This is a genomic window from Suilimivivens sp., from assembly GCF_037359455.1.
In the GTDB taxonomy this organism is placed as follows: domain Bacteria; phylum Bacillota; class Clostridia; order Lachnospirales; family Lachnospiraceae; genus Suilimivivens; species Suilimivivens aceti.
Map to the genome: position 1 here is coordinate 210854 of NZ_JAXXXI010000035.1, position 20770 is coordinate 231623.

Here is a 20770-nt window from a genome sequence, read left to right on the forward strand (position 1 = left end):
TCCTGCTTTCCTTAGGTTATACAGTACAAACAAACTTTTTGAATGAGAGAGAAAAATGGCACTTCCGATTATTGAATTTCATGATTTCGGCTTTCGTTATCAGTCACAGACAGAACAGACCCTGCATGATGTGAATCTGACTATTTATCAGGGAGAGAAGGTGTTGATCCTTGGACCAAGCGGAAGCGGAAAGTCTACCCTTGCCAACTGCATTAACGGACTGATTCCCTTTTCTTATGAAGGGGAGATCTCAGGATCCTGTAAGGTAGCTGGCATAGAGACGAAAGAATCCAGTATATTCCAGCTAAGCAAGCATGTAGGTACGGTCCAGCAGGATTCCGATGCACAGTTTGTAGGTCTTTCTGTAGGAGAGGATATTGCTTTTTCCCTGGAGAATGATGAGGTTCCAAGGAAAGATATGCTTCCCATGGTACTGGAAGCGGCGAAAACTGTCGGCATGGAGGATTATCTGATGGAACCCCCGTTTAATCTTTCGGGTGGTCAGAAGCAGAAGGTGGCACTTGCAGGTATCCTGCATGACCATGCAGAGATCCTTCTGTTTGATGAACCGCTTGCGGCACTGGATCCTGCCATGGGTATGACAACGGTAGATCTGATTGACCAGATCCATAAAAAGGAAAATGCAACTGTCATTATTATTGAGCACAGGCTGGAGGATGTTCTTTACCGTCATATTGACAGGATCATTCTGGTAAATGAAGGAACAATACAGATGGATACCACTCCGGATGAGCTGCTTTGCAGTGATGTGCTTAAAAAGAATGGTATCCGGGAACCCCTGTATATAGCAGCACTGAAGCATGCGGGGATTCGGTTTGGAAAAGATGAGCATCTGGATAATATCAACGAACTTGCCATAGATAGATATAAAGAAAAGATACAGCAGGAGATGAAGGCGGCAAGACCCTATGTTCCGGCAGAAAAGGGAGAAGAGCTTCTGAAGGCAGAGCATGTTGATTTTGCATATGAGAAAAGACAAGTGCTTTCTGATGTTTCCTTTACGGTATGCAGAGGAGAGAAGATTGCCATTATCGGAAAGAACGGTGCTGGAAAGTCTACGATGGCAAAGCTTTTATGTGGGATCATCCGGCCTGTGTCCGGCAGCATCATGGTCCAGGGAGTGAATTATCTGCCGCTTACTATTAAGGAAATCGGCAGAAAGATCGGATACGTCATGCAGAATCCAAACCAGATGCTGGTAAAGGATATGATCCGGGATGAAGTAGAACTGGCTCTTATACTCAATGATTTTTCCAGGGAAGAGATCGACAGGAGGGTGGAAAAGACACTCAAAATGTGTGACCTGTACAGCATGCGCAACTGGCCTGTGAGTGTACTCAGCTACGGACAGAGAAAACGTGTGACGATTGCTTCCATTCTGGCACTGGAGCCGGAAGTCATTATTTTGGATGAGCCTACTGCAGGCCAGGATTATCAGAGATATTCCGAGATTATGGGATTTCTGGAAACACTGAACAGAAAGTATCATATTACGATCCTGTTTATTACCCATGATATGCACCTTGCTATCGAGTATACGGACAGAGCCATTGTTTTTGCAGATGGAAAATGTATTGCTGATGCACCTGTATTTACAGTACTTTCCAATGAAGGTTTAATTGAGCAGGCCAATTTAAAGCAGACGTCACTGGTACTTCTTGCAAAACAGGCAGGGATTGATCCAGAAAGCTATATCAGACATTTTATCGAAATTGAAAGAGAGGAGAGGGCACATGGGACTGACAAAACGACTGTTCATTAAAATTATTCCCGGAAAGACTTTCCTTGATAAATTGAGCGGAACTACAAAGGTCAGATTTTTTCTGCTTCTGATATTACTTCTGATCGTAAGCTGGGATCTCAGGGTGCTTCTTGCAGTATCGGTACTGGGTGTTATCGGAATGATATCCGTGAAACCAAACTGGCCACTGATACGGGGACTTACGATATTCATGCTGCTTACGAACCTGTTTAACCTGTTCCTGATCTGGCTGACCAATCCAAATTACGGAGCGGATCTGACAGGTGGCTGTACAGTTCTTCTGGTACTGTCAAAGCATTACTTTATTTCAGCGGAAACGTTGTTTGCCCTGTTTGTACGTTTTATGAAGTTTATGTCCACCTTCCTGATCTCACTGTGCTTTATCCAGTGTATTACACCAAGTGAGATGGCAGCCGGACTGTATTCCATCAAGGTGCCCTATAAGGTATGTACCGTAGTGTCACTGGCTTTCCGGTATATTCCGGATATTGCCAGGGATTTTGAAAATATCAAGATCTCCATGCAGGCAAGAGGAATGGAGCTTGACAGTAAAAAAGTCGGCTTTTTCGCCAGATTGAAACAGAATATACTGATTCTGATGCCTCTTATTATTTCTTCTTTTGACAGAATCGGAAATATTGCCAATGCCATGGATTTGAGAGGATTTGGAAAAGGAAAAAAAAGAACCTATTATTCAGAGCATGAGGAAACAAAACAGGATAAAATTATGAAGGTCTGCTATCTTCTGACAGCAGCCGGAATACTTGCAATTATAATTGGCAGAATTGTGGCACCACCCGAATATAAGATGTGGAAGCCATGGTAAAAGAAAGGAAAATAAAATGAAACCTTGTATTGTTTGGCAGACAGATTTTGGACTTTCCTGGGGAGCAGTTGCTTCCATGGTAGGCGTATGTAAGCAGGTCGATCCGGAACTGGAATGCATTGATATCACACATGAGATTGAAGCTTATAATATTCTGGCAGCGTCCAGGGAGATTATCTATGTGGAGCCTTTCTGGCCGAAGGGAACCGTATTTGTATCAGTAGTGGATCCCGGTGTCGGAACTGACAGACGTGCCTGTGTGGCAAAGCTCCATGATGGAAATTATATTGTTACACCGGATAACGGTACCCTGACTCACCTTTATTATGAAGTTGGTATTGATGAAGTCCGTGAGATCGATGAAACTGTAAACCGTTATCATGGAACAGAAGCAGTCAGCGTATTCCATGGAAGAGATCTGTTTGCGTATACGGCGGCAAAGCTGGCTTCCGGGAAGATCAGCTTTGAAGGTGTCGGACCAGCTTATCCGGTAGAAGAGATTGTACGCTTTGACAGAGATGTGATCGAGGCACAGGTAGATGGCAGCGATATCAAAGCAATCGTGGGGAGTGTCAGTGATCCCTTTGGAAGCATTGCCTTTAATATTAAGAGCTCAGATTTCGCAAAAGCAGGCTATGCCCAGGGAGATATGGTGCATGTCATCCTGAAGAAGGATGGAGAAACTTACTTTGAGCAGGATGTTCTGTATGAAAAATCTTTTGGCTTTGTAGAAAAAGGAGCGCCGATCCTGTTCAATTCTTCTACCAATTATATTGAGCTTGGACTGAATATGGGCTCATTCCGCGATACTTATCAGGTAAAGGAAGGCAGAAGCTATACAGCGGAACTTTCCAGAGCATAAGGAGAGGGCTTATGGAGAATAAACGATTTGCGCTGCTGATTGATGCAGATAACATTTCAGCAAAATATATCAGTGTGATCCTGGAGGAGCTTTCTACCTATGGGATTACAACCTATAAAAGGATTTACGGGGATTGGACAAGTACGCAGGCTTCCAAATGGAAGAACCAGCTTCTGGAAAATTCCGTGATCCCGGTACAGCAGTTCAGCAATACGGTAGGAAAAAATGCCACCGATTCCACGCTGATCATTGATGCCATGGACATTCTCTATACAGGAAATGTAGAGGGCTTCTGTATTGTGTCAAGTGACAGTGATTTTACCAGGCTGGCAAGCAGACTCAGAGAATCCGGCATGGAAGTTATTGGCATGGGAGAAGAGAAGACCCCCAGATCCTTCCGTGTGGCCTGTACAAGGTTTGTGAACCTTGAAAATCTTGGAAATCAGGAAGACAGTGAAGAGAAAAAACAGCAGGATAATACTGTCAGCCGTGAAGTGATCTACAATGCGATCACCAATATTATTACTGAGAATGAAAATAAAGGAAAGAATGTGGAACTGGCATCAGTGGGAAACCGTCTGGTCAATATGTACCCGGATTTCGATGTCAGAAATTACGGTTACAGTCTGCTTTCCAGATTTTTGCAGGAATCCGGTCTGTTTCTGCTTGATAAAAGGGATAATGTGATTACGATTTCACTGAAGGAAAATGAACAGTCCAAAGAGGAGATCAGAACCTATGTGATGGAGATCATCCATAAGGCGGGAAGTAAAGGGATTGGGATCAATGAACTCAGTAACCGTGTCCATGGCAGATACAGCCACTTTAATGTAAAGGATTTCGGCTACAGCCAGTTTTCCAAGTTTGTACAGGGAATGGAAGGCGTGCAGGTCTATGCAGACAAAAATGACAGGAAACGTGTCAAGGCATTATAAGTATATTAACGCTTCCGGTCATGGCTGCGGTTCTGACATTTCACTTTCATAAAGGAGAGGATATCCTGCTGGTCTCTTGCATCAAGCTGTTGGTAATAGTACAGGATCATCCGTTCCTTACGGTCAAGGGGTTTGAATTTCCTGATATTTTCCGGTGCATTGATATAATCAAGAAAGCCTGAAAGATCTTCGGAAACAGCACTGTCGGAAACCGGAGGCTGTGTGGCAAAATCCATACTGATATTGTAGGTGACAGCCAGCTCCAGAAATTCTTCGGCCGGAACACCATAAAGCCTTGTAAGGTTATAAAGCGAATTGACCGGAGGGGAAATACGGCCGGTTTCATAATGAGAATAAGTCTGCCGTGTAATGTTAAGATGTGAGGCAACAAATTCCTGAGAATAACCACAGGACTTGCGAAGTTCTTTTAAATACTGGTTGAGGGGCCGCTTGTCTTTCTCCATACAAATTTCTCCTTCTGATTTTGTATATTATACCATTTTTTGAGAAAATAGACTATAGAAAGAATAGACAATTTACAAAAGATAGCTTACAATAAAAACAGATAATAAGCCTGTGATACAGGTATAGGAAAGAGGATATTATGAGCGAAAATAATGATCTGATCACATGCTCCCATTGTGGAAGCCAGAATCCGTCCACCTTCCGTTTCTGCAGTAACTGTGGAGAGAGACTGGATGAGAAGAAAGAAGAAGCACCCGTTCAGGAAACATCTTTTTCTGAAGATGCTGTACAGACACCGGTACAGGATCCTTCTGCAGCATGGGGAGCTGAAACAGAGCAGCCTTCTGCAGAAACATCCGCATTTGCGAAGGCAGAAGGTGAAGTGGTAAGCGGCGGTGCATTTTCATCCCAGGATACAACAGGTACATATAAACCGCAGGAAGAGATTCATATCAATTATGAACGTGCAGCTGGTGATCCGGTACCTGCACAGGCGGCAGTCAAAGAAGGAAACGGTAATATCGGTTTTGCCATTGCTTCCCTGATCTGTGGAATCCTTTCCATTCTGTGCTGTTGTTTTGTATGGCTTGCGTTAGTTCTTGGCATTGCAGGCATTGTTCTTGGTATCATTACCCTGACACAGAAATATGAGGGGAAGGGTATGGCAATTGCCGGTATCATCACCGGAGGTGTTGGTCTGTTGCTTTTCCTTATTGTTTTACTTGTTGCCGGCTCTACTGATGCATTCACTACTCTGATAGATGCTCTTAATGAATACTAAAAAATTCAGACTGGATACTTTATTGTTTAAAACAGAAGCCCTGCTTGCTGTGCCCTGCATAGCAGCAGGGTATTGGTTTGTCAGAAGGATTTATCCTGAACATGCAGACTTTTTTTCCTGTACATTTAAAAGGATCACCAGCCTGCCATGTCCGGGATGTGGTGGTACAAGAGCGCTGTATGCTTTTCTGACAGGACATTTTGCGGAAAGCTTTCTGTACCATCCGGCCATTCTGTATCTGGCATTTGCCGGCATCCATTTTACCGTTCGTTATATTTTCCGTAATTTTATAAAAAAAGAACAGCCATCAAAAGAAATAGCTGTTCCTGTATATGCCTATATACTGATCGGTGTGATCCTGGTACAGTGGATCTGCAAGCTGTTATTCGGTTTCTGTTAAAAGATCTTCTTCAGCGGAAGGATCTGTTTCACCGGAAGCAGCACCGGAATCTGGCTGGCTGCTGTCATCTTCAGAATCATCCTCATAGGTATAAATCTCTTCCGGAATGTCCCCGTGGAGAATGGAAACGATATACTGGAGTCTGACATTGGCTCTGTCGTAATATTGCTTGGCAACGTCTGCAAGAGAGGCATCATATTCTTCCCCTTCAAAAGCCTGATGATAATAGGAAACAGCCTGAGACATATTCTCACTGGCTTCTGCGGCAAGCTGATCTACACCGGGAAAACCATCAGGAACTGTGAGAGATGCCATCTGGGCAAAGGAAGTATCCATGGAGTCAAGCAGGGCAAGCAGATCGGAAACCGCTGTATCGGACTGGGGATCAATGCTGTTGATAGAATCATTGTAAACCTTTATGTTTTCAAAGAACTGGTTCATGTTTGCCTTATAATTTTCAAGTTCCTGGTTTTTCTTGCCACAGCCTGTGAAAAGCAGGGAAAATGAAAGGATCATGATGGAAAAAATGGTCAAAACAGAGTATTTTCTGTGGAACTTATGGTACAAGATAATGTCCTCCCTTTTAAACTTGATCTAAATGCATACATATAAAATAGCATAGATGATTAAATTATTCAATTGTAGTTTCTGAGTAATTATGCTAACATGATGAGGAAATATAAGCAGTACGACAGATGGAGATTTTTCATGAATAAAGCAGAATTTAACCGGCTTTCCAGAGAAAGAGTCCTGTATCTGGATGGTGCGACCGGATCTAATCTGATCAAGCGTGGCATGCCTGCAGGAGTATGCCCGGAGAAGTGGATCTTAGATCATAGAGAGATCATGATCGGTCTGCAGAGGGAATACATAGAAGCCGGAAGTAATATTATTTATGCGCCTACTTTTACTGCAAACCGGATCAAATTGAAGGAGTATGGTCTTGAGAAGGAAATCAGGTCCATGAACAGGGAGCTGATCAGGCTTTCTCTGGAAGCAGCAGAGGGGAGGGCGCTTGTTGCTGCAGATATCACCATGACAGGAGAGCAGCTTGCTCCTATGGGAACCATGGATTTTGAAACCCTGATTTCGGTTTATAAGGAACAGATCACAGCTGTTGCGCAGGCGGGAGCTGATCTGATCGTTGTGGAAACTATGATGAGCCTTCAGGAATCAAGAGCCGCATTAATTGCCGCAGGTGAGGTCTGTGATCTTCCGGTTATGGTTACTATGACGTTTGAAAGTGATGGTAAGACACTGTATGGCACCGATGCTACTACAGCGGCAGTCGTTCTTGAAAGTCTTGGTGCCTGCGCGATCGGTGCCAACTGTTCCACAGGACCGGATAAGATGATGCCGATCATCCGTGAGATCGCAGAAGCGGTATCCATTCCGGTCATAGCCAAGCCAAATGCCGGCCTTCCCGCGCTAAACGAGCATGGAGAGACTGTCTATAGTATGGGGGAAGAGGACTTTGTTGCAGGTATGCAGGAGCTGATAGAAGCCGGGGCGTCTATTCTTGGAGGCTGTTGTGGGACGTCACCCTCTTATATAAGAGCACTTTCAGATTCCTGTCATGGAAAGGAGCAGATGGTCAGGAAAGAGCAGCTGCAGAAGACAGATCACAGATTGCCGCAACGTTTCCTGACATCCGAAAGAAAGACCCTTGCCTTTAATCTGGATTCACCGTTTATGATCGTGGGTGAAAGGATCAATCCTACTGGGAAGAAAAAGCTTCAGGAAGAGCTGCGCAGCGGAAGCCTGTCCATGGTACTTGACTTTGCGGAGGAGCAGGAAGCAAGGGGAGCATCTTTACTGGATATTAACGTAGGCATGAGCGGTATTGATGAAAAGGATATGATGCTTAAGATCCTGGATGAGGTCACGCTTGCATCCTCCCTGCCACTTTCACTGGATTCCAGCCATGTTGATGTACTGGAGGCAGCCCTCCGGAAATATCCTGGAAGAGCTCTGGTCAATTCCGTATCGGCTGAACGGGTCAAGCTGGAAAGGCTTTTGCCAATTGTCAGGAAGTATGGGGCTATGTTCATATTACTTCCTTTGTCGGATGAAGGACTTCCTGCAAATCTTGATGAAAAAATTGCACTCATTGAAATGATCGTTCAGAAAGCTTCTGAACTGGGCATGAGAAAAGAAGATATTGTGGTAGACGGTCTTGTGGCTACAATAGGTGCTAATAAAAATGCAGGACGGGAAGTACTGGAAACAATCCGTTATTGTAAGGAAAATGGGCTTGCAACGATCTGTGGTCTTTCCAATATTTCCTTTGGCTTGCCGGAGAGAAGCTTTGTAAATACGGCATTTTTGACTATGGCGATCAAGGAAGGACTTACGATGGCAATCGCCAACCCTTCCCAGGAGATGCTGGTCAATGCGGCTTTTGCTTCTGATCTTCTCATGAACAAGGAAGAAAGCGATATCCGTTATATTGAACGTATGGCTGATTACCAGGCAAGAAACCCGAAGGTGGATCCGATGCTCCTCAGGGCTGCTGTCAGTAAAACAGACCAGCCGGCCAGGAAGGAAGAAAAAGAACAGACCGGTATTTTATATCAGGATGTATTAAAGGGAAACCGGAAGATGATCCTTTCCCATACCAAAGAAGAAATAGAGGCAGGTAAAGAGCCGTCTGTTCTTTTAAATGAAATGCTGCTGCCGGCAATCGATGAAGTGGGAAAGCTGTTTGATCAGGGAAAATATTTCCTTCCCCAGCTTATAGCCAGTGCAGAGGCCATGAAGCTGTCCATTGAATATTTGGAGCCCCTTCTTGCAGGAACGAGGGCAGAAGGAGATATGCCAACGGTTGTTATTGCTACGGTGCAGGGAGACATTCATGATATTGGCAAGAATCTGGTAGGACTTATGTTAAAAAACCATGGCTTTCATGTGATCGATCTTGGAAAGGATGTTTCAAAAGAAGCGATCGCTGAAGCGGCACTGACCAATCATGCGGCAATCATCGGATTATCAGCACTGATGACGACAACCATGCAGGAAATGAAACATGTGGTTGATTATGTCCATGAGAAAGGGATTCCGGTCAGGATTATGATCGGCGGGGCTGTCATCACACCGGAATATGCAAAAGAGATCGGAGCAGATGCTTATTCCAAGGATGCGGCAGAAGCGGTTGTTGTGGCAAAAAGGCTTTTGGGAATACAGGACTAGGAGGAAATATGGACGAAACAAGGGATGAGCTGCTGCAAAGGATTGCAGAGCAGACGAAAAAACAGGTTTTTTATGCCAGGATCAGTGCTATATGCGGAGGAATACTGACAATGGCTGTCGTGATTGCACTTCTTATACTGGTTCCGTCACTGCTGAAGACCATCCACCAGGTGAACGGCGTGGCCGCAGAAGCAGAAGAGACTTTAGCGCAGGCACAGGATGCTCTTGCAGGCGTGGATGAGATGACAGATGCTGTAATTAGTATGAGTGAAAATATGGATACCTTTGTTACCGAAAATGCTGTATCCATTGAACAGGTCATGAAAAAACTGGAGGCTATTGATTTTGAAGGACTGAACGGTGCTATCAAGGATCTTGGTGATGTAGTGGAACCCATGGCTAAATTCTTTGGGAAGTTTAAGAAATAACAGGTAAGCCCCTCTTACAGGGTAATGATACAGAAATGGGAAAGGAACAAACGAATATGATAGGTGCAGATGCAATCGTTAAATGTCTGGAAGAAGAAAAAGTAAAATATGTATTTGGATATCCTGGTGTGGCAATCTGTCCGTTTTATAACAGCATTCTGGATTCTTCTATAGAAACCATTCTTGTCAGAACGGAGCAGAATGCAGCCCATGCGGCAAGCGGACTTGCCAGAGTGACAGGAAGACCAGGAGTCTGTGCAGTTACTTCCGGTCCAGGTGCAACCAATGTGATCACCGGAATTGCCACAGCCTTTGCCGACAGCATCCCTCTGATCTGTATTACAGGACAAGTAAATTCAGAGCTTCTTGGAAGTGATGTGTTTCAGGAGGCAGATATCACAGGTGCTGTGGAATCTTTTGTAAAATACAGTTATCTGGTAAAGGATGTCAATGACATTCCGAGAATTTTCAAGGAAGCCTTTCATATTGCCAGTACCGGCAGAAAAGGACCTGTACTGATCGATATTCCCATTGATATCCAGAATGCGGAGATAAAAAAGTTTTCCTATCCGGAACGTGTATCCATGAGAACCTATAAGCCTACGGTAAAGGGAAATATGGTACAGATCAAGAAAGTAGCATCCCAGCTTGAAAAAGCAAAGAAACCGATCATCTGTGCAGGGGGTGGTGTTCTTTTATCCGATGCGGAAACGGAGCTTAGGAGCTTTGCACAGAAGTATGGGATCCCTGTTGTTTCTACTATGATGGGGATTGGTGTTATGCCAACTGAGGATCCTCTTTACTTTGGGATGGTTGGAAATAATGGAAAGCCTTATGCTAACCGTGCAATGAATGAATCTGACCTTCTGATTATGGTGGGTGCAAGGGTGGCTGACAGGGCAGTCAGCCAGCCGGATCTGATCACGGAAAATAAGGTACTGATCCATATTGATGTAGATCCTGCAGAAATCGGTAAAAATGTTGGAGCAGCCATTCCACTTGTCGGAGATGCAAAGCATATCTTCAGAGATCTTCTTGAGCTTACTATTGACTGTGAACATCAGGAATGGCTTACTACACTGGATACCTACCGCAGAACCATGGTGCCAAAGAGAAATCCGGATCCATCCTATGTAGATCCGGCAGCCTTTATCACCCTGCTGTCAGAGAAAATGCAGGCAGATGGCATTTATGTGGCAGATGTAGGGCAGAATCAGATCTGGTCCTGCGGCTACCATATAGTAAGAGATGGAAAGTTCCTGACTTCCGGCGGTATGGGGACGATGGGGTATTCCATTCCGGCTGCTATGGGAGCCAAGCTGGCAGATAAAAAGAGGCAGGTCGTTGCAGTCTGCGGTGATGGATCCTTCCAGATGTCCATGATGGAGCTGGCAACCATGAACCAGCATCATATTCCTGTCAAGATCGTTGTCCTTAAGAATAATTATCTTGGTATGGTACGTGAATATCAGCATTATACCTATAAGGATCATTATTCTGTTGTAGATCTGTCAGGAAGTCCGGATCTTGAGAAGCTTTCTGCGGCTTATGGCATGGACTTTGCAAGACTTGAAAATATGGATCATGCACAGGAAACGGTCGATGCTTTTCTGAAGGAAGATAAGTCCATGCTTCTTGAGTGTCTGATCAATCCGATGGATCTTGTAAAGTAGGAGGAGAAGTATCATGAAGAAAATATATTCTGTACTGGTAGAAAACAGATCCGGTGTACTATGCAAGGTGGCAGGTCTTTTCTCAAGGAGATGCTTTAATATTGATTCGCTTGCTGTAGGAGAAACAGATACGAAGGATGTTTCCTGCATGACAATCGTGAGCAGCGGGGACAAGAGAACCATAGAACAGATCGAAAAACAGCTGAATAAAAAGCTGGATGTCATCAAGGTAAAAACCTTTGATACGGAAAGCAGTATCAGCCGTGAACTGATGCTGATCAAGGTCAAGTACAACAAGACGAACCGGAGAGACATTATGGAGATCTGCGAGATCATGCATGCCCAGATCGTGGATATGTCTAAAAATCTCATGCTGATCCAGATGTGTGATCTGCCTGAAAGAACACAGCTTCTGATCGACATGTTCCAGTCAGTCAGCATCGTGGAGGTGGCACGTACCGGTACCTTGGCGCTGCAGAAATGCAATGAAACAGATCTGAAATGATAAAATAGATCAACAAAATTGGATAAAATGGTACAATTGACTTTTATAACGTCAGTTGCTAAAATATTGGATAAAAGTTAAGGAGGAGTCTTACGTGCATAAGAAAGTATTTCAGCTTCTTGTTGACAATACCTCAGGTGTGTTAAGCCGTATTTCAGGTCTGTTTTCAAGGAGAGGCTATAACATTGAGAGTATTACTGCAGGTGTAACTGCGGACCCTCGTTTTACAAGGATCACCATTGTCGCTTCAGGGGATGATGAGATTCTGGATCAGATTGAAAAACAGGTCTCCAAGCTCGTGGATGTCCGCGATGTGAAGGAGCTTAAGCCGGACAGCAGTGTTTACAGGGAACTGGCACTGATCAAGGTAAAGGCAGGATGTGACCAGAGGCAGGGTGTGATCTCCATTGCAGATATTTTCCGTGCGAAGATCATTGATGTGGCTTCTGACAGTCTGATCGTTGAACTTACAGGTAATCAGGATAAGATTGATGCTTTCATCAATCTCCTTGATGGATATGAAATTCTGGAGCTTGCCAGAACCGGTATTGCCGGACTTGGCAGAGGTTCAGAAAATGTTACCTATTTATAAGAAAGGAGTCATGAAAATGGCAAATATTTATTATCAGGAGGATTGTAATCTTTCCCTTCTTGAAGGAAAAACAATCGCAGTTATCGGTTATGGCAGTCAGGGACATGCCCATGCACTGAATGCAAAGGAGTCCGGCTGTCACGTAATTATCGGTCTTTATGAAGGATCCAAGTCCTGGGCAAAGGCTGAGGCACAGGGATTTGAAGTATATACTGCAGCAGAAGCAGCAAAGAAGGCTGATATCATTATGATCCTCATCAATGATGAGCTGCAGGCAGCAATGTATAAGAAGGATATCGAGCCCAACCTGGAAGCAGGCAACATGCTGATGTTCGCACATGGTTTCAATATTCATTTCGGACAGATCGTTCCGCCTAAGGATGTCGATGTTACCATGATCGCTCCCAAGGGACCTGGACATACTGTAAGAAGCGAGTATCAGGCTGGTAAGGGTGTTCCCTGTCTGGTTGCTGTTCATCAGAATGCTACAGGTAAGGCCCTTGAGATGGCACTGGCTTATGCACTTGCTATCGGTGGCGCAAGAGCAGGTGTTCTTGAGACAACCTTCCGTACAGAAACAGAGACAGACCTCTTTGGTGAGCAGGCAGTTCTCTGTGGTGGTGTATGTGCGCTGATGCAGGCTGGCTTTGAAACTCTCTGCGAGGCTGGTTATGATCCGAGAAATGCATACTTTGAGTGTATCCATGAAATGAAGCTGATCGTAGATCTGATCTATCAGTCAGGCTTCGAAGGAATGAGATATTCCATCTCCAACACAGCAGAGTATGGTGATTATATTACAGGTCCCAAGATCATTACAGATGAAACCAAGAAGACTATGAAGAAGATCCTGAAGGACATCCAGGATGGTACTTTTGCAAAGGACTTCCTGCTTGATATGTCTCCTGCGGGCGGACAGGCTCATTTCAAGGCCATGAGAAAGCTTGCTGCAGAGCATCCTTCAGAGCAGGTTGGCAAGGAGATCCGTAAGCTTTACAGCTGGAACAACGAAGGCGACAAACTGATCAATAACTAAAGGTATGACAGTTCTATAAAAATGACATGAACCTTGTGCCGAACTTCTGGCACAGGGTTCTTTCTATCAGGAGGAAATAAGCATGGGAATGACAATGACCCAGAAAATTCTGGCAGCACATGCCGGACTTGAGAAGGTAGAAGCCGGACAGCTGATCGAAGCAGATCTGGATCTGGTGCTTGGAAATGATATTACCAGTCCGGTAGCCATTAAGGAAATGGCAAAGATGAATACCGAGGGAGTTTTTGATAAGGACAAGATCGCACTTGTTCCTGATCACTTTGTTCCCAATAAGGATATTAAATCTGCGGAACACTGCAAATGTGTCAGAGAGTTTGCAAGGCGTAATGAAATTACCAATTATTTTGAAGTAGGAGAAATGGGAATTGAGCATGCCCTGCTTCCTGAAAAGGGACTGACAGTAGCTGGTGATGTGATCATCGGGGCAGATTCCCATACCTGTACCTATGGTGCACTTGGTGCATTCTCGACGGGTGTTGGAAGTACCGATATGGCTGCCGGCATGGCAACGGGTAAGGCATGGTTCAAGGTGCCGGGAGCTATTAAGTTCAATCTGACAGGTAAGCCTTCCAAATGGATTTCCGGTAAGGACGTGATCCTGCATATTATCGGCATGATCGGTGTAGACGGTGCCTTATACAAGTCCATGGAGTTTGTTGGAGATGGTATCAGAAATCTTACCATGGATGACAGATTTACCATTGCCAATATGGCGATCGAAGCCGGCGGCAAGAATGGTATTTTTCCGGTAGACGATCTGACGGTCGCTTATATGAAAGAGCATGCGACCAGATCCTTTACAGTATATGAAGCAGATGAGGATGCTGTTTATGATGAGGAGTATACCATTGACCTTTCTGAGTTAAAGCCTACCGTGGCATTTCCTCATCTTCCGGAGAATACAAAGACAGTAGATGAGATTACAGAAGATATCGCCATCGATCAGGTAGTGATCGGCTCCTGTACCAATGGACGGATTGATGATATGAGAATTGCAGCATCTATCCTTAAGGACAGACATGTTGCAAAGGGAATGCGCTGTATCGTAATCCCTGCTACCCAGGCTGTTTATCTGCAGGCCATGGAAGAGGGTCTGTTAAAGACCTTTATCGAAGCCGGCGCCGTAGTCAGTACACCCACCTGCGGACCCTGCCTTGGTGGTTATATGGGTATCCTGGCAGAGAATGAAAGATGCGTTTCTACCACAAACCGTAACTTTGTAGGTCGTATGGGACATGTAAAGAGTGAAATTTATCTGGCAAGCCCTGCAGTAGCTGCTGCAAGTGCCGTTGCAGGTAAGATCGCAGATCCCAGAAAGTTAGATGCGTAGAGAAGGAAAGGACGAAAACTATGAAGGCAGCAAAAGGAATCGTATTTAAATTCGGAGATAACGTAGATACAGATGTGATCATTCCTGCAAGATATCTGAATTCCTCAGATCCTGCGGAACTGGCTGCACATTGTATGGAGGATATTGATAAGGATTTTATTAAAAATGTAAAAAAGGGAGATATTATCGTGGCAGACAAAAATTTCGGCTGCGGTTCTTCCAGAGAGCATGCCCCTATTGCCATTAAGGCTGCAGGTGTAAGCTGCGTCATCGCGGAAACCTTTGCCAGAATTTTCTACCGCAATGCGATCAATATCGGACTTCCCATTATTGAATGTAAGGAAGCAGCCAGAGAGATTGAGAACGGGGATGAGGTTTCAGTTAACTTTGATACCGGTGTGATTACTGATATCACAAAGAACACAACTTATCAGGGACAGGCATTCCCTGAATTCATGCAAAAAATAATTGCTGCAGAGGGACTTGTTAATTATATCAATCAGAAGTAAAATAGGTTCTGTAGTTATTGAGAAAGAATTAAGGAGGAGCTCTACAAATGGCAAAAAAAAATGAACCTGAGGTAACAGAGCAGAAGGTTCAGACCCGTTATGACAAAAAAATGGCAGCCAGAAAGGCGAAAGAAGAAAGGGACAGACGTGACGAGAAGATCTTCAAAACAGTTACAGCTGTGATCGGTATCGCTATTGTACTGGCAATTGTAATTGGTTTTGGATCCAGTATCGTTAAGAAACAGACAGCACTTCACGGAACCTATATCCAGGTAGGAGAAGAGAATATCAGCAAGCTGGAATTTGATTATTATTATCATTCCGTTGTAAATAGTTATCTTTCCACATATGGTTCCATTGCTTCTTATATGGGTCTTGATACATCCAAGGATCCGGCAGAGCAGATCTATGATCAGGACAAGAACCTGACCTGGAAGGATCTGTTTGAGGAGATGGCTGTACAGCAGATTGTTTCCACTTATGCGATGAAAGCGGATGCACAGGCAAATGGTTTTACCTATGACAGTACGGAGGAATACGAAAGTCAGATAGAGCAGTTCAGATCGGCTGCCGATTCAGCTGCTGAGACACTTTCTGTTTATTACAGAGAAACCTTTGGTGATTATGCTACTGAGAAGAATATCAAGCCTTTCCTTGAGGATGCGCTTCTTACCAATGCATATTATCAGGAACTGCTTGCAAAGAATGCGCCTTCAGAGGAAGAGATCAAGACAACTTACGAGGCTGACCCGGCGTCTTATGATGATGTGGATTACAGAAGCTTTGTTTTCAAGGCTGATCTTGCAGATGACGCTACAGAGGATGATATTGCAGCAGCAATGGATGACCTGAAAGCAAAAGCAGATGCTTTTCTGACAGAGCGTAAGGCCGGTGGAGATTTCAATGCACTGTGTGCTGAGAATGCTTCTGAAGATGATAAAGCAAATTATGAAGATACTGAGTCTGATTATTCGCTGAAGGAAGGTCAGCGTAAATCCTATGCTCCTTCTGTTATTCAGGATTTTCTGTTTGATGATACAAGAGCAGAGGGGGATATCGAAGTTATCGAGGACACTGACAATCATCAGTATTATGTAGTTGAATTTATCAAGAGATACTATGATGCTGAAACTGTAGACAGTGAAATTTCTGATTCCATGGCTTCTGATGCGACAGCGGCATATCTTTCGTCTCTGACTGAGAAGTTTGAGGTATCAGATCAGAAGGGACATCTGAATTATCTGACCGCAACAGACAGTTCTTCAGACAGTACTGCAGCAGATGGTTCTGACAGTACAGATGAGACCAGTGATACTGGCACAGCAGAGTCTGATGAGATGGATGGCACAGAAGATACAGCGGAAGAATAAGAAGATTTAAAAGGCTGCGAGTAATCTCGCAGCCTTTTGGTTACTGCTGAAAAACAGGCGTAAAGGAACCGGCATTGGATATGGGCTCTCCTGCAAGCAGCAGATGGGATACATCTCCCATGGCCTGCACGCGGAAATAAGCTTCATTGCTCCAGCGTTCTTCGGTACCGAGAATAGTCAGGGAGGTAGTTGGCAGGAAAAATCCATGTGCAAGAAGTGGGAAGGGGATATTCAGCAAATGGGACAGCATAATGCAGATTGCACCCAGATGACAGAAGATAACGACAACCTTTTCCCTGCCATGCTGCAGCTGGTTACTGATATTGGCCTGATTGTCAGGAGAAACGGTTCTGGAAATGAATACTTCCTTTTTACCGGGAACTCTGTAAAAATTATCCTCCCGTACATAGCCGTATTTTTCAAGAAACTGATCCAGCTGCTTACATACATCCTGATAATGGACTGCAATATCGGGATTCTGGCTCATGATATCAGATTGAACCCAGCCGTCTTTGGACAGCATAAGGATATCATTACACCAGGAAGAAGGAACAAGATCCCATGGAACACCATGCCTGCCGGTAACAGGGTCATCGATCGGATAATTAAATTCCTGTGTCCAGCTCAGGATCTTTGCCTTACGGTTCATTTTTTTCAGTGTACAGTAAGCGGTATCTCTTGCACGGCCAAGAGGAGAACAGTAGAAGTCATCCACGTCAAAGCTGCTGATCCGTTCTGCCAGTATTTCTGCCTCACGCCAGCCTTTTTCTGTCAGGGAATCCAGTGTATAGTCAGGATCACCATGTCGAACGAATATTAATTTCATCTGTTGTTTTCCCTTTCTTAAAAACGGTTTTGTATTCCTGATCAGTTTAGCACAGAAAAGGAAGAAAATAAATACCAGAGAAGCTTGAAACATATGTTCGATTATGATAATATAATAATATGGTTTTGCAAGAATGTGAACAGGAGATACCAGTATCGTATATGGAGAGGCAGACATTGTTTCAGAAGCTGAAGGGCGATTTGCTTATTGTCGGAATCATTCTTCTTCTGGCAGCCACTTTTTTCCTGATCAATGTAATCAGGGACAGGCAGTCCTCAGGAGAGGGGAGTGTCCTTGTGATCAGAGACGGCAGTGTGACAGCTTCTTATCCTCTTTCTGAGGATATTACCGTTACGCTGTGGAATGAAGAACGGACACATTATAATTTGTTGATGATCAGAGACGGCAGTGCAGAAATTTCTGATGCCAACTGTCCGGATAAAATCTGTGTCCGCTCAAAAGCCATAGCAAGGGATGGGGAGAGCATCATCTGTCTGCCTCATAGGCTGGTCCTATCCGTTCATTCAGAAAGGGAGAGTGACATGGATGCGGTCACCGGTTAGGCACATATGAAGAGAACTGCAGTAATGGGACTTTTACTTGCCCTTGCTTTAATTTTATCCTATGTGGAAAGCCTGATTCCGCTCCCGATAGGAATACCTGGGATCAAGATCGGACTTGCCAATCTGGCAGTTGTGCTTGCCATGTATCTGGTGGGGGAGAGGAATGCGCTTCTCCTTACGATATCAAAGGCTGTTTTAAGCGGTCTGTTATTTGGAAATCTTACAGTGATCCTGTATAATCTTGCAGGAGCCCTGATCAGCTTTTTTACCATGGCACTGATGAAAAAATCAGGAAGATTCCACCTTCCGGTGATCAGCGCTGTCGGAGGTGCGATGCATAATACCGGCCAGCTCCTGGTTGCATGTGTGATCGTGAGCACCTATGGCATTGTATATTATATTCCCTTTCTGCTGATCGCAGGCCTTGGTACCGGCATGGTGATCGGCAGTGTGGCAGTACTTGTGCTGCCGGCAGCCAGAAAGGGTATGAACGGAGGAAACAGAGGATGATTGCTTTTATCAGGGGGATCATTGATGAAATTACAGAAGAAAGTGTTGTGATAGATACCGGAAGTATGGGTTACAATATCCGTATTTCAGGGAAAACAGCCGGTGAACTCCCGGGGATTGGAGAAGAAGCTAAGCTTTATACCTATACAAGTGTACGTGAGGATGCAATCTGGCTGTATGGTTTTCTTACAAGGGATGAACTGGCTGTTTATAAACAGCTTATTACGGTAGGTGGAATCGGTCCTAAAGGAGGTCTTGCAATCCTGTCTGTGATGAGTGCAGATGATCTGCGGTTTGCTGTTCTTTCCGGGGATGCCAAAGCGATTGCCAAAGCACCTGGTGTCGGTATCAAGACTGCAGGCAGGGTGATCCTTGACCTGAAGGATAAGATCTCCATGAGGGATACCGCAATCGGCCGGGAAGAAGCTGCATATGCTGAAGGTATGGAACAGGATGGAAACAGTGCCAGAAGTGAAGCTGTAGAAGCACTGACGGCGCTTGGATACAGCCCGGCAGATGCCCTTAAGGCGATAAGGAAGGCAGAAATCCCCGAGGATGCAGATGCAGAGCTGATCCTGAAGCTGGCTCTGAAAAATATGTTCTAAATTCTGAAAAGGAAATGAAGCATGGCAGGAAGAATGATAGAAACCAGCCTGAAGGAGGAAGATATCCGTGTAGAAGGATCTCTCCGCCCCAAGCAGCTGGATGATTATATTGGACAGTCCAAGATCAAAGAAAATCTGAAGATCTATATTGAAGCGGCAAAGAAACGACAGGATCCACTGGATCATGTTCTTTTTTATGGACCGCCTGGGCTAGGTAAGACGACGCTGGCAGGTATTATTGCCAATGAAATGCAGGTCAATATGAAGGTGACCAGTGGACCAGCCATCGAGAAGCCAGGGGAAATGGCTGCGATTCTGAACAATCTGAAAGAAGGGGATGTTCTCTTCGTAGATGAGATCCACAGACTGAACAGGCAGGTGGAAGAAGTTCTGTATCCGGCTATGGAGGATTATGCCATTGATATTATGATCGGTAAGGGACAGGCAGCCAGATCAATTCGTCTTGATCTTCCGAAGTTTACATTGATCGGAGCAACCACCAGGGCAGGTCTTTTAACTGCACCTCTCCGTGACCGTTTCGGGATCATCCACCGGCTTGAATTTTATACGCCGGAAGAATTGCAGCAGATCATTCTGCATTCAGCAAGGATACTGGAAGCACCGGTAGATTTTGACGGAGCGATGGAGATGGCAAGGAGGAGCCGGGGAACACCGCGTCTCGCCAACCGGATACTGAAGAGAGTCAGGGATTTTGCACAGGTGAAATATGACGGTGTGATCACAAAGGACGTAGCAGTAACAGCCTTAAATCTGATGGATGTGGATCCTATGGGGCTTGATCATATTGACAGGAATCTGCTGCTTACCATGGTCAATAAATTTCAGGGAGGGCCGGTAGGTCTTGATACACTGGCTGCAGCCATTGGAGAGGATGCCGGTACCATAGAAGATGTTTATGAACCTTATCTGATCAAAAACGGCTTTCTGAACAGAACTCCCAGAGGACGTGTAGTGACAGACCTTGTTTATCACCATTTTGGACTTGAAATTCCCGGTTAATATGCGTATAATTAACTCAATATATACAAAGGGGTGAAGGGGATGTCAGTGAAGACAGATACAGAGGTTATCATCGGTGGTAAGGTATTTACACTGAGTGGTTATGAGAGCGAAGAATATTTGCAGAAAGTGGCCTCCTACATCAACAACAAGCTGTCTGAGTACAACAAAGTAGAGTCTTTCAGACGTCAGCCCCAGGATACCCAGAATGTACTGATGCAGCTCAATCTGGCTGATGATTATTTTAAGGCGAGGAAACAGATTTCCCTGCTGGAAGAAGAGATCCAGAGCAAGGAGAAGGAGTTGTATAATCTGAAGCATGAGCTCATTGCTTCCCAGATCAAGCTGGAGAATATGGAGAAAAATATCAAGGGTCTCCAGACAGAAGTCAATGACAGTGCCAGGAAGATCGTCAGACTGGAAACAGAATTAAAAAAACAGCAATAGTATAAATAAAAGAACGGATCTACGAAAGAAAGCTGTCTCAAGAAGACAGCTTTTGTCACATTATGAGAAGTTGTTGGAGACTTTGTATGAAAGA

General features: G+C 44.6%; 23 protein-coding genes. 20 read left to right on the top strand and 3 right to left on the bottom strand.

The window, feature by feature from the left end; genetic code table 11:
* Positions 1-55 precede the first annotated feature (55 nt).
* Genes WJQ40_RS06075 through WJQ40_RS06090 form a run of 4 tightly spaced genes read left to right on the top strand, consistent with a single transcriptional unit; the run spans position 56 to position 4406 of the window.
* Positions 56-1783 (top strand): ABC transporter ATP-binding protein, encoded by a 1728-nt coding sequence (locus tag WJQ40_RS06075; RefSeq protein ID WP_337538665.1) that lies wholly within the window; start codon positions 56-58, stop codon positions 1781-1783.
* Positions 1755-2609, top strand: coding sequence for an energy-coupling factor transporter transmembrane component T (locus WJQ40_RS06080; protein WP_337538667.1), 855 nt, complete (start codon positions 1755-1757; stop codon positions 2607-2609). Before WJQ40_RS06075 ends, WJQ40_RS06080 begins: the two co-directional genes overlap by 29 nt.
* 16 nt (positions 2610-2625) lie before the next feature.
* Positions 2626-3471: an SAM-dependent chlorinase/fluorinase gene (locus tag WJQ40_RS06085; RefSeq protein WP_262573147.1), complete on the top strand. Its 846-nt coding sequence runs from the start codon at positions 2626-2628 to the stop codon at positions 3469-3471.
* 11 nt (positions 3472-3482) lie between these two features.
* Entirely contained in the window at positions 3483-4406 is a 924-nt protein-coding gene (locus tag WJQ40_RS06090) for an NYN domain-containing protein (RefSeq protein ID WP_118796933.1), read from the top strand.
* Between the two features lie 5 nt (positions 4407-4411).
* On the opposite strand, the gene WJQ40_RS06095 is transcribed toward WJQ40_RS06090, so the two are convergent.
* Positions 4412-4870, bottom strand: coding sequence for a helix-turn-helix transcriptional regulator (locus WJQ40_RS06095; protein ID WP_337538670.1), 459 nt, complete (start codon positions 4868-4870; stop codon positions 4412-4414).
* Between the two features lie 140 nt (positions 4871-5010).
* On the opposite strand from WJQ40_RS06095, the gene WJQ40_RS06100 reads away from it, so the two are divergent.
* Both WJQ40_RS06100 and WJQ40_RS06105 read left to right on the top strand, forming a co-directional pair.
* Complete coding sequence (locus WJQ40_RS06100) at positions 5011-5652, top strand: DUF4190 domain-containing protein (protein WP_337538672.1); 642 nt, start codon at positions 5011-5013, stop codon at positions 5650-5652.
* Complete coding sequence (locus tag WJQ40_RS06105) at positions 5642-6052, top strand: DUF2752 domain-containing protein (RefSeq protein ID WP_118796935.1); 411 nt, start codon at positions 5642-5644, stop codon at positions 6050-6052. The genes WJQ40_RS06100 and WJQ40_RS06105 overlap by 11 nt, the downstream gene beginning before the upstream one ends.
* On the opposite strand, the gene WJQ40_RS06110 is transcribed toward WJQ40_RS06105, so the two are convergent.
* Positions 6035-6619, bottom strand: a complete 585-nt coding sequence (locus WJQ40_RS06110; protein WP_118796936.1) for a hypothetical protein — start codon at positions 6617-6619, stop codon at positions 6035-6037. The two genes, WJQ40_RS06105 and WJQ40_RS06110, sit on opposite strands and share 18 nt — an antisense overlap.
* 141 nt (positions 6620-6760) lie before the next feature.
* Between WJQ40_RS06110 and WJQ40_RS06115 the strand changes: the two genes are divergently transcribed.
* From WJQ40_RS06115 to WJQ40_RS06155, 9 genes are all read left to right on the top strand, one after another.
* Complete coding sequence (locus tag WJQ40_RS06115) at positions 6761-9241, top strand: homocysteine S-methyltransferase family protein (protein ID WP_337538675.1); 2481 nt, start codon at positions 6761-6763, stop codon at positions 9239-9241.
* Positions 9242-9249: 8 nt separating this feature from the next.
* Positions 9250-9669, top strand: coding sequence for a hypothetical protein (locus WJQ40_RS06120; RefSeq protein WP_337538677.1), 420 nt, complete (start codon positions 9250-9252; stop codon positions 9667-9669).
* Between the two features lie 56 nt (positions 9670-9725).
* The gene (gene ilvB / locus WJQ40_RS06125) at positions 9726-11342 is read left to right on the top strand and encodes a biosynthetic-type acetolactate synthase large subunit (protein ID WP_337538875.1); all 1617 of its coding nucleotides are present in this window, start codon (positions 9726-9728) and stop codon (positions 11340-11342) included.
* 13 nt (positions 11343-11355) lie between these two features.
* On the top strand, positions 11356-11847 hold the full coding sequence (ilvN, locus tag WJQ40_RS06130; protein WP_118796940.1) for an acetolactate synthase small subunit: 492 nt from the start codon (positions 11356-11358) through the stop codon (positions 11845-11847).
* A 94-nt stretch (positions 11848-11941) separates the two neighbouring features.
* On the top strand, positions 11942-12439 hold the full coding sequence (gene ilvN, locus WJQ40_RS06135; protein WP_118796941.1) for an acetolactate synthase small subunit: 498 nt from the start codon (positions 11942-11944) through the stop codon (positions 12437-12439).
* 16 nt (positions 12440-12455) lie between these two features.
* Positions 12456-13475, top strand: coding sequence for a ketol-acid reductoisomerase (ilvC, locus tag WJQ40_RS06140; protein ID WP_331488695.1), 1020 nt, complete (start codon positions 12456-12458; stop codon positions 13473-13475).
* 82 nt (positions 13476-13557) lie between these two features.
* Entirely contained in the window at positions 13558-14826 is a 1269-nt protein-coding gene (gene leuC / locus WJQ40_RS06145; protein ID WP_118796942.1) for a 3-isopropylmalate dehydratase large subunit, read from the top strand.
* A 20-nt stretch (positions 14827-14846) separates the two neighbouring features.
* Positions 14847-15335 carry a 3-isopropylmalate dehydratase small subunit gene (gene leuD / locus WJQ40_RS06150; protein WP_118796943.1) on the top strand — a complete coding sequence of 163 codons (489 nt, stop codon included), beginning with the start codon at positions 14847-14849 and terminating at the stop codon, positions 15333-15335.
* A gap of 47 nt (positions 15336-15382) precedes the next feature.
* The gene (locus tag WJQ40_RS06155; protein ID WP_118796944.1) at positions 15383-16705 is read left to right on the top strand and encodes a hypothetical protein; all 1323 of its coding nucleotides are present in this window, start codon (positions 15383-15385) and stop codon (positions 16703-16705) included.
* Between the two features lie 40 nt (positions 16706-16745).
* Here the strand turns inward: WJQ40_RS06155 and WJQ40_RS06160 are convergent, their stop codons facing one another.
* The gene (locus WJQ40_RS06160) at positions 16746-17531 is read right to left on the bottom strand and encodes a histidine phosphatase family protein (protein WP_262573127.1); all 786 of its coding nucleotides are present in this window, start codon (positions 17529-17531) and stop codon (positions 16746-16748) included.
* A gap of 161 nt (positions 17532-17692) precedes the next feature.
* On the opposite strand from WJQ40_RS06160, the gene WJQ40_RS06165 reads away from it, so the two are divergent.
* The 5 genes from WJQ40_RS06165 to zapA are packed head-to-tail and all read left to right on the top strand — an operon-like array spanning position 17693 to position 20676.
* Complete coding sequence (locus WJQ40_RS06165; protein ID WP_262573125.1) at positions 17693-18094, top strand: NusG domain II-containing protein; 402 nt, start codon at positions 17693-17695, stop codon at positions 18092-18094.
* 24 nt (positions 18095-18118) lie between these two features.
* Positions 18119-18604 (top strand): Gx transporter family protein, encoded by a 486-nt coding sequence (locus WJQ40_RS06170; RefSeq protein WP_337538681.1) that lies wholly within the window; start codon positions 18119-18121, stop codon positions 18602-18604.
* On the top strand, positions 18601-19209 hold the full coding sequence (ruvA, locus tag WJQ40_RS06175) for a Holliday junction branch migration protein RuvA (protein WP_262573122.1): 609 nt from the start codon (positions 18601-18603) through the stop codon (positions 19207-19209). The genes WJQ40_RS06170 and ruvA overlap by 4 nt, the downstream gene beginning before the upstream one ends.
* 21 nt (positions 19210-19230) lie before the next feature.
* Positions 19231-20229 (top strand): Holliday junction branch migration DNA helicase RuvB, encoded by a 999-nt coding sequence (ruvB, locus tag WJQ40_RS06180; RefSeq protein WP_337538682.1) that lies wholly within the window; start codon positions 19231-19233, stop codon positions 20227-20229.
* Positions 20230-20271: 42 nt separating this feature from the next.
* Entirely contained in the window at positions 20272-20676 is a 405-nt protein-coding gene (gene zapA, locus WJQ40_RS06185) for a cell division protein ZapA (RefSeq protein WP_337538684.1), read from the top strand.
* The last annotated feature ends 94 nt before the right edge of the window (positions 20677-20770 follow it).

What these genes read in the sequence shown, in the direction of transcription:
- WJQ40_RS06075 (WP_337538665.1), top strand. Translation starts at nt 56, where the DNA reads ATGGCACTTCCGATTATTGAATTTCATGATTTCGGCTTTCGTTATCAG.
- WJQ40_RS06115 (WP_337538675.1), top strand. Translation starts at nt 6,761, where the DNA reads ATGAATAAAGCAGAATTTAACCGGCTTTCCAGAGAAAGAGTCCTGTAT.
- WJQ40_RS06090 (WP_118796933.1), top strand. Translation starts at nt 3,483, where the DNA reads ATGGAGAATAAACGATTTGCGCTGCTGATTGATGCAGATAACATTTCA.
- WJQ40_RS06160 (WP_262573127.1), bottom strand. Translation starts at nt 17,531, where the DNA reads ATGAAATTAATATTCGTTCGACATGGTGATCCTGACTATACACTGGAT.
- ilvB (WP_337538875.1), top strand. Translation starts at nt 9,726, where the DNA reads ATGATAGGTGCAGATGCAATCGTTAAATGTCTGGAAGAAGAAAAAGTA.
- ilvN (WP_118796940.1), top strand. Translation starts at nt 11,356, where the DNA reads ATGAAGAAAATATATTCTGTACTGGTAGAAAACAGATCCGGTGTACTA.
- leuD (WP_118796943.1), top strand. Translation starts at nt 14,847, where the DNA reads ATGAAGGCAGCAAAAGGAATCGTATTTAAATTCGGAGATAACGTAGAT.
- WJQ40_RS06100 (WP_337538672.1), top strand. Translation starts at nt 5,011, where the DNA reads ATGAGCGAAAATAATGATCTGATCACATGCTCCCATTGTGGAAGCCAG.
- zapA (WP_337538684.1), top strand. Translation starts at nt 20,272, where the DNA reads ATGTCAGTGAAGACAGATACAGAGGTTATCATCGGTGGTAAGGTATTT.
- WJQ40_RS06165 (WP_262573125.1), top strand. Translation starts at nt 17,693, where the DNA reads ATGGAGAGGCAGACATTGTTTCAGAAGCTGAAGGGCGATTTGCTTATT.
- WJQ40_RS06105 (WP_118796935.1), top strand. Translation starts at nt 5,642, where the DNA reads ATGAATACTAAAAAATTCAGACTGGATACTTTATTGTTTAAAACAGAA.
- ruvB (WP_337538682.1), top strand. Translation starts at nt 19,231, where the DNA reads ATGGCAGGAAGAATGATAGAAACCAGCCTGAAGGAGGAAGATATCCGT.
- leuC (WP_118796942.1), top strand. Translation starts at nt 13,558, where the DNA reads ATGGGAATGACAATGACCCAGAAAATTCTGGCAGCACATGCCGGACTT.
- WJQ40_RS06095 (WP_337538670.1), bottom strand. Translation starts at nt 4,870, where the DNA reads ATGGAGAAAGACAAGCGGCCCCTCAACCAGTATTTAAAAGAACTTCGC.
- WJQ40_RS06155 (WP_118796944.1), top strand. Translation starts at nt 15,383, where the DNA reads ATGGCAAAAAAAAATGAACCTGAGGTAACAGAGCAGAAGGTTCAGACC.
- ilvC (WP_331488695.1), top strand. Translation starts at nt 12,456, where the DNA reads ATGGCAAATATTTATTATCAGGAGGATTGTAATCTTTCCCTTCTTGAA.
- WJQ40_RS06170 (WP_337538681.1), top strand. Translation starts at nt 18,119, where the DNA reads ATGGGACTTTTACTTGCCCTTGCTTTAATTTTATCCTATGTGGAAAGC.
- WJQ40_RS06120 (WP_337538677.1), top strand. Translation starts at nt 9,250, where the DNA reads ATGGACGAAACAAGGGATGAGCTGCTGCAAAGGATTGCAGAGCAGACG.
- ruvA (WP_262573122.1), top strand. Translation starts at nt 18,601, where the DNA reads ATGATTGCTTTTATCAGGGGGATCATTGATGAAATTACAGAAGAAAGT.
- WJQ40_RS06080 (WP_337538667.1), top strand. Translation starts at nt 1,755, where the DNA reads ATGGGACTGACAAAACGACTGTTCATTAAAATTATTCCCGGAAAGACT.
- WJQ40_RS06085 (WP_262573147.1), top strand. Translation starts at nt 2,626, where the DNA reads ATGAAACCTTGTATTGTTTGGCAGACAGATTTTGGACTTTCCTGGGGA.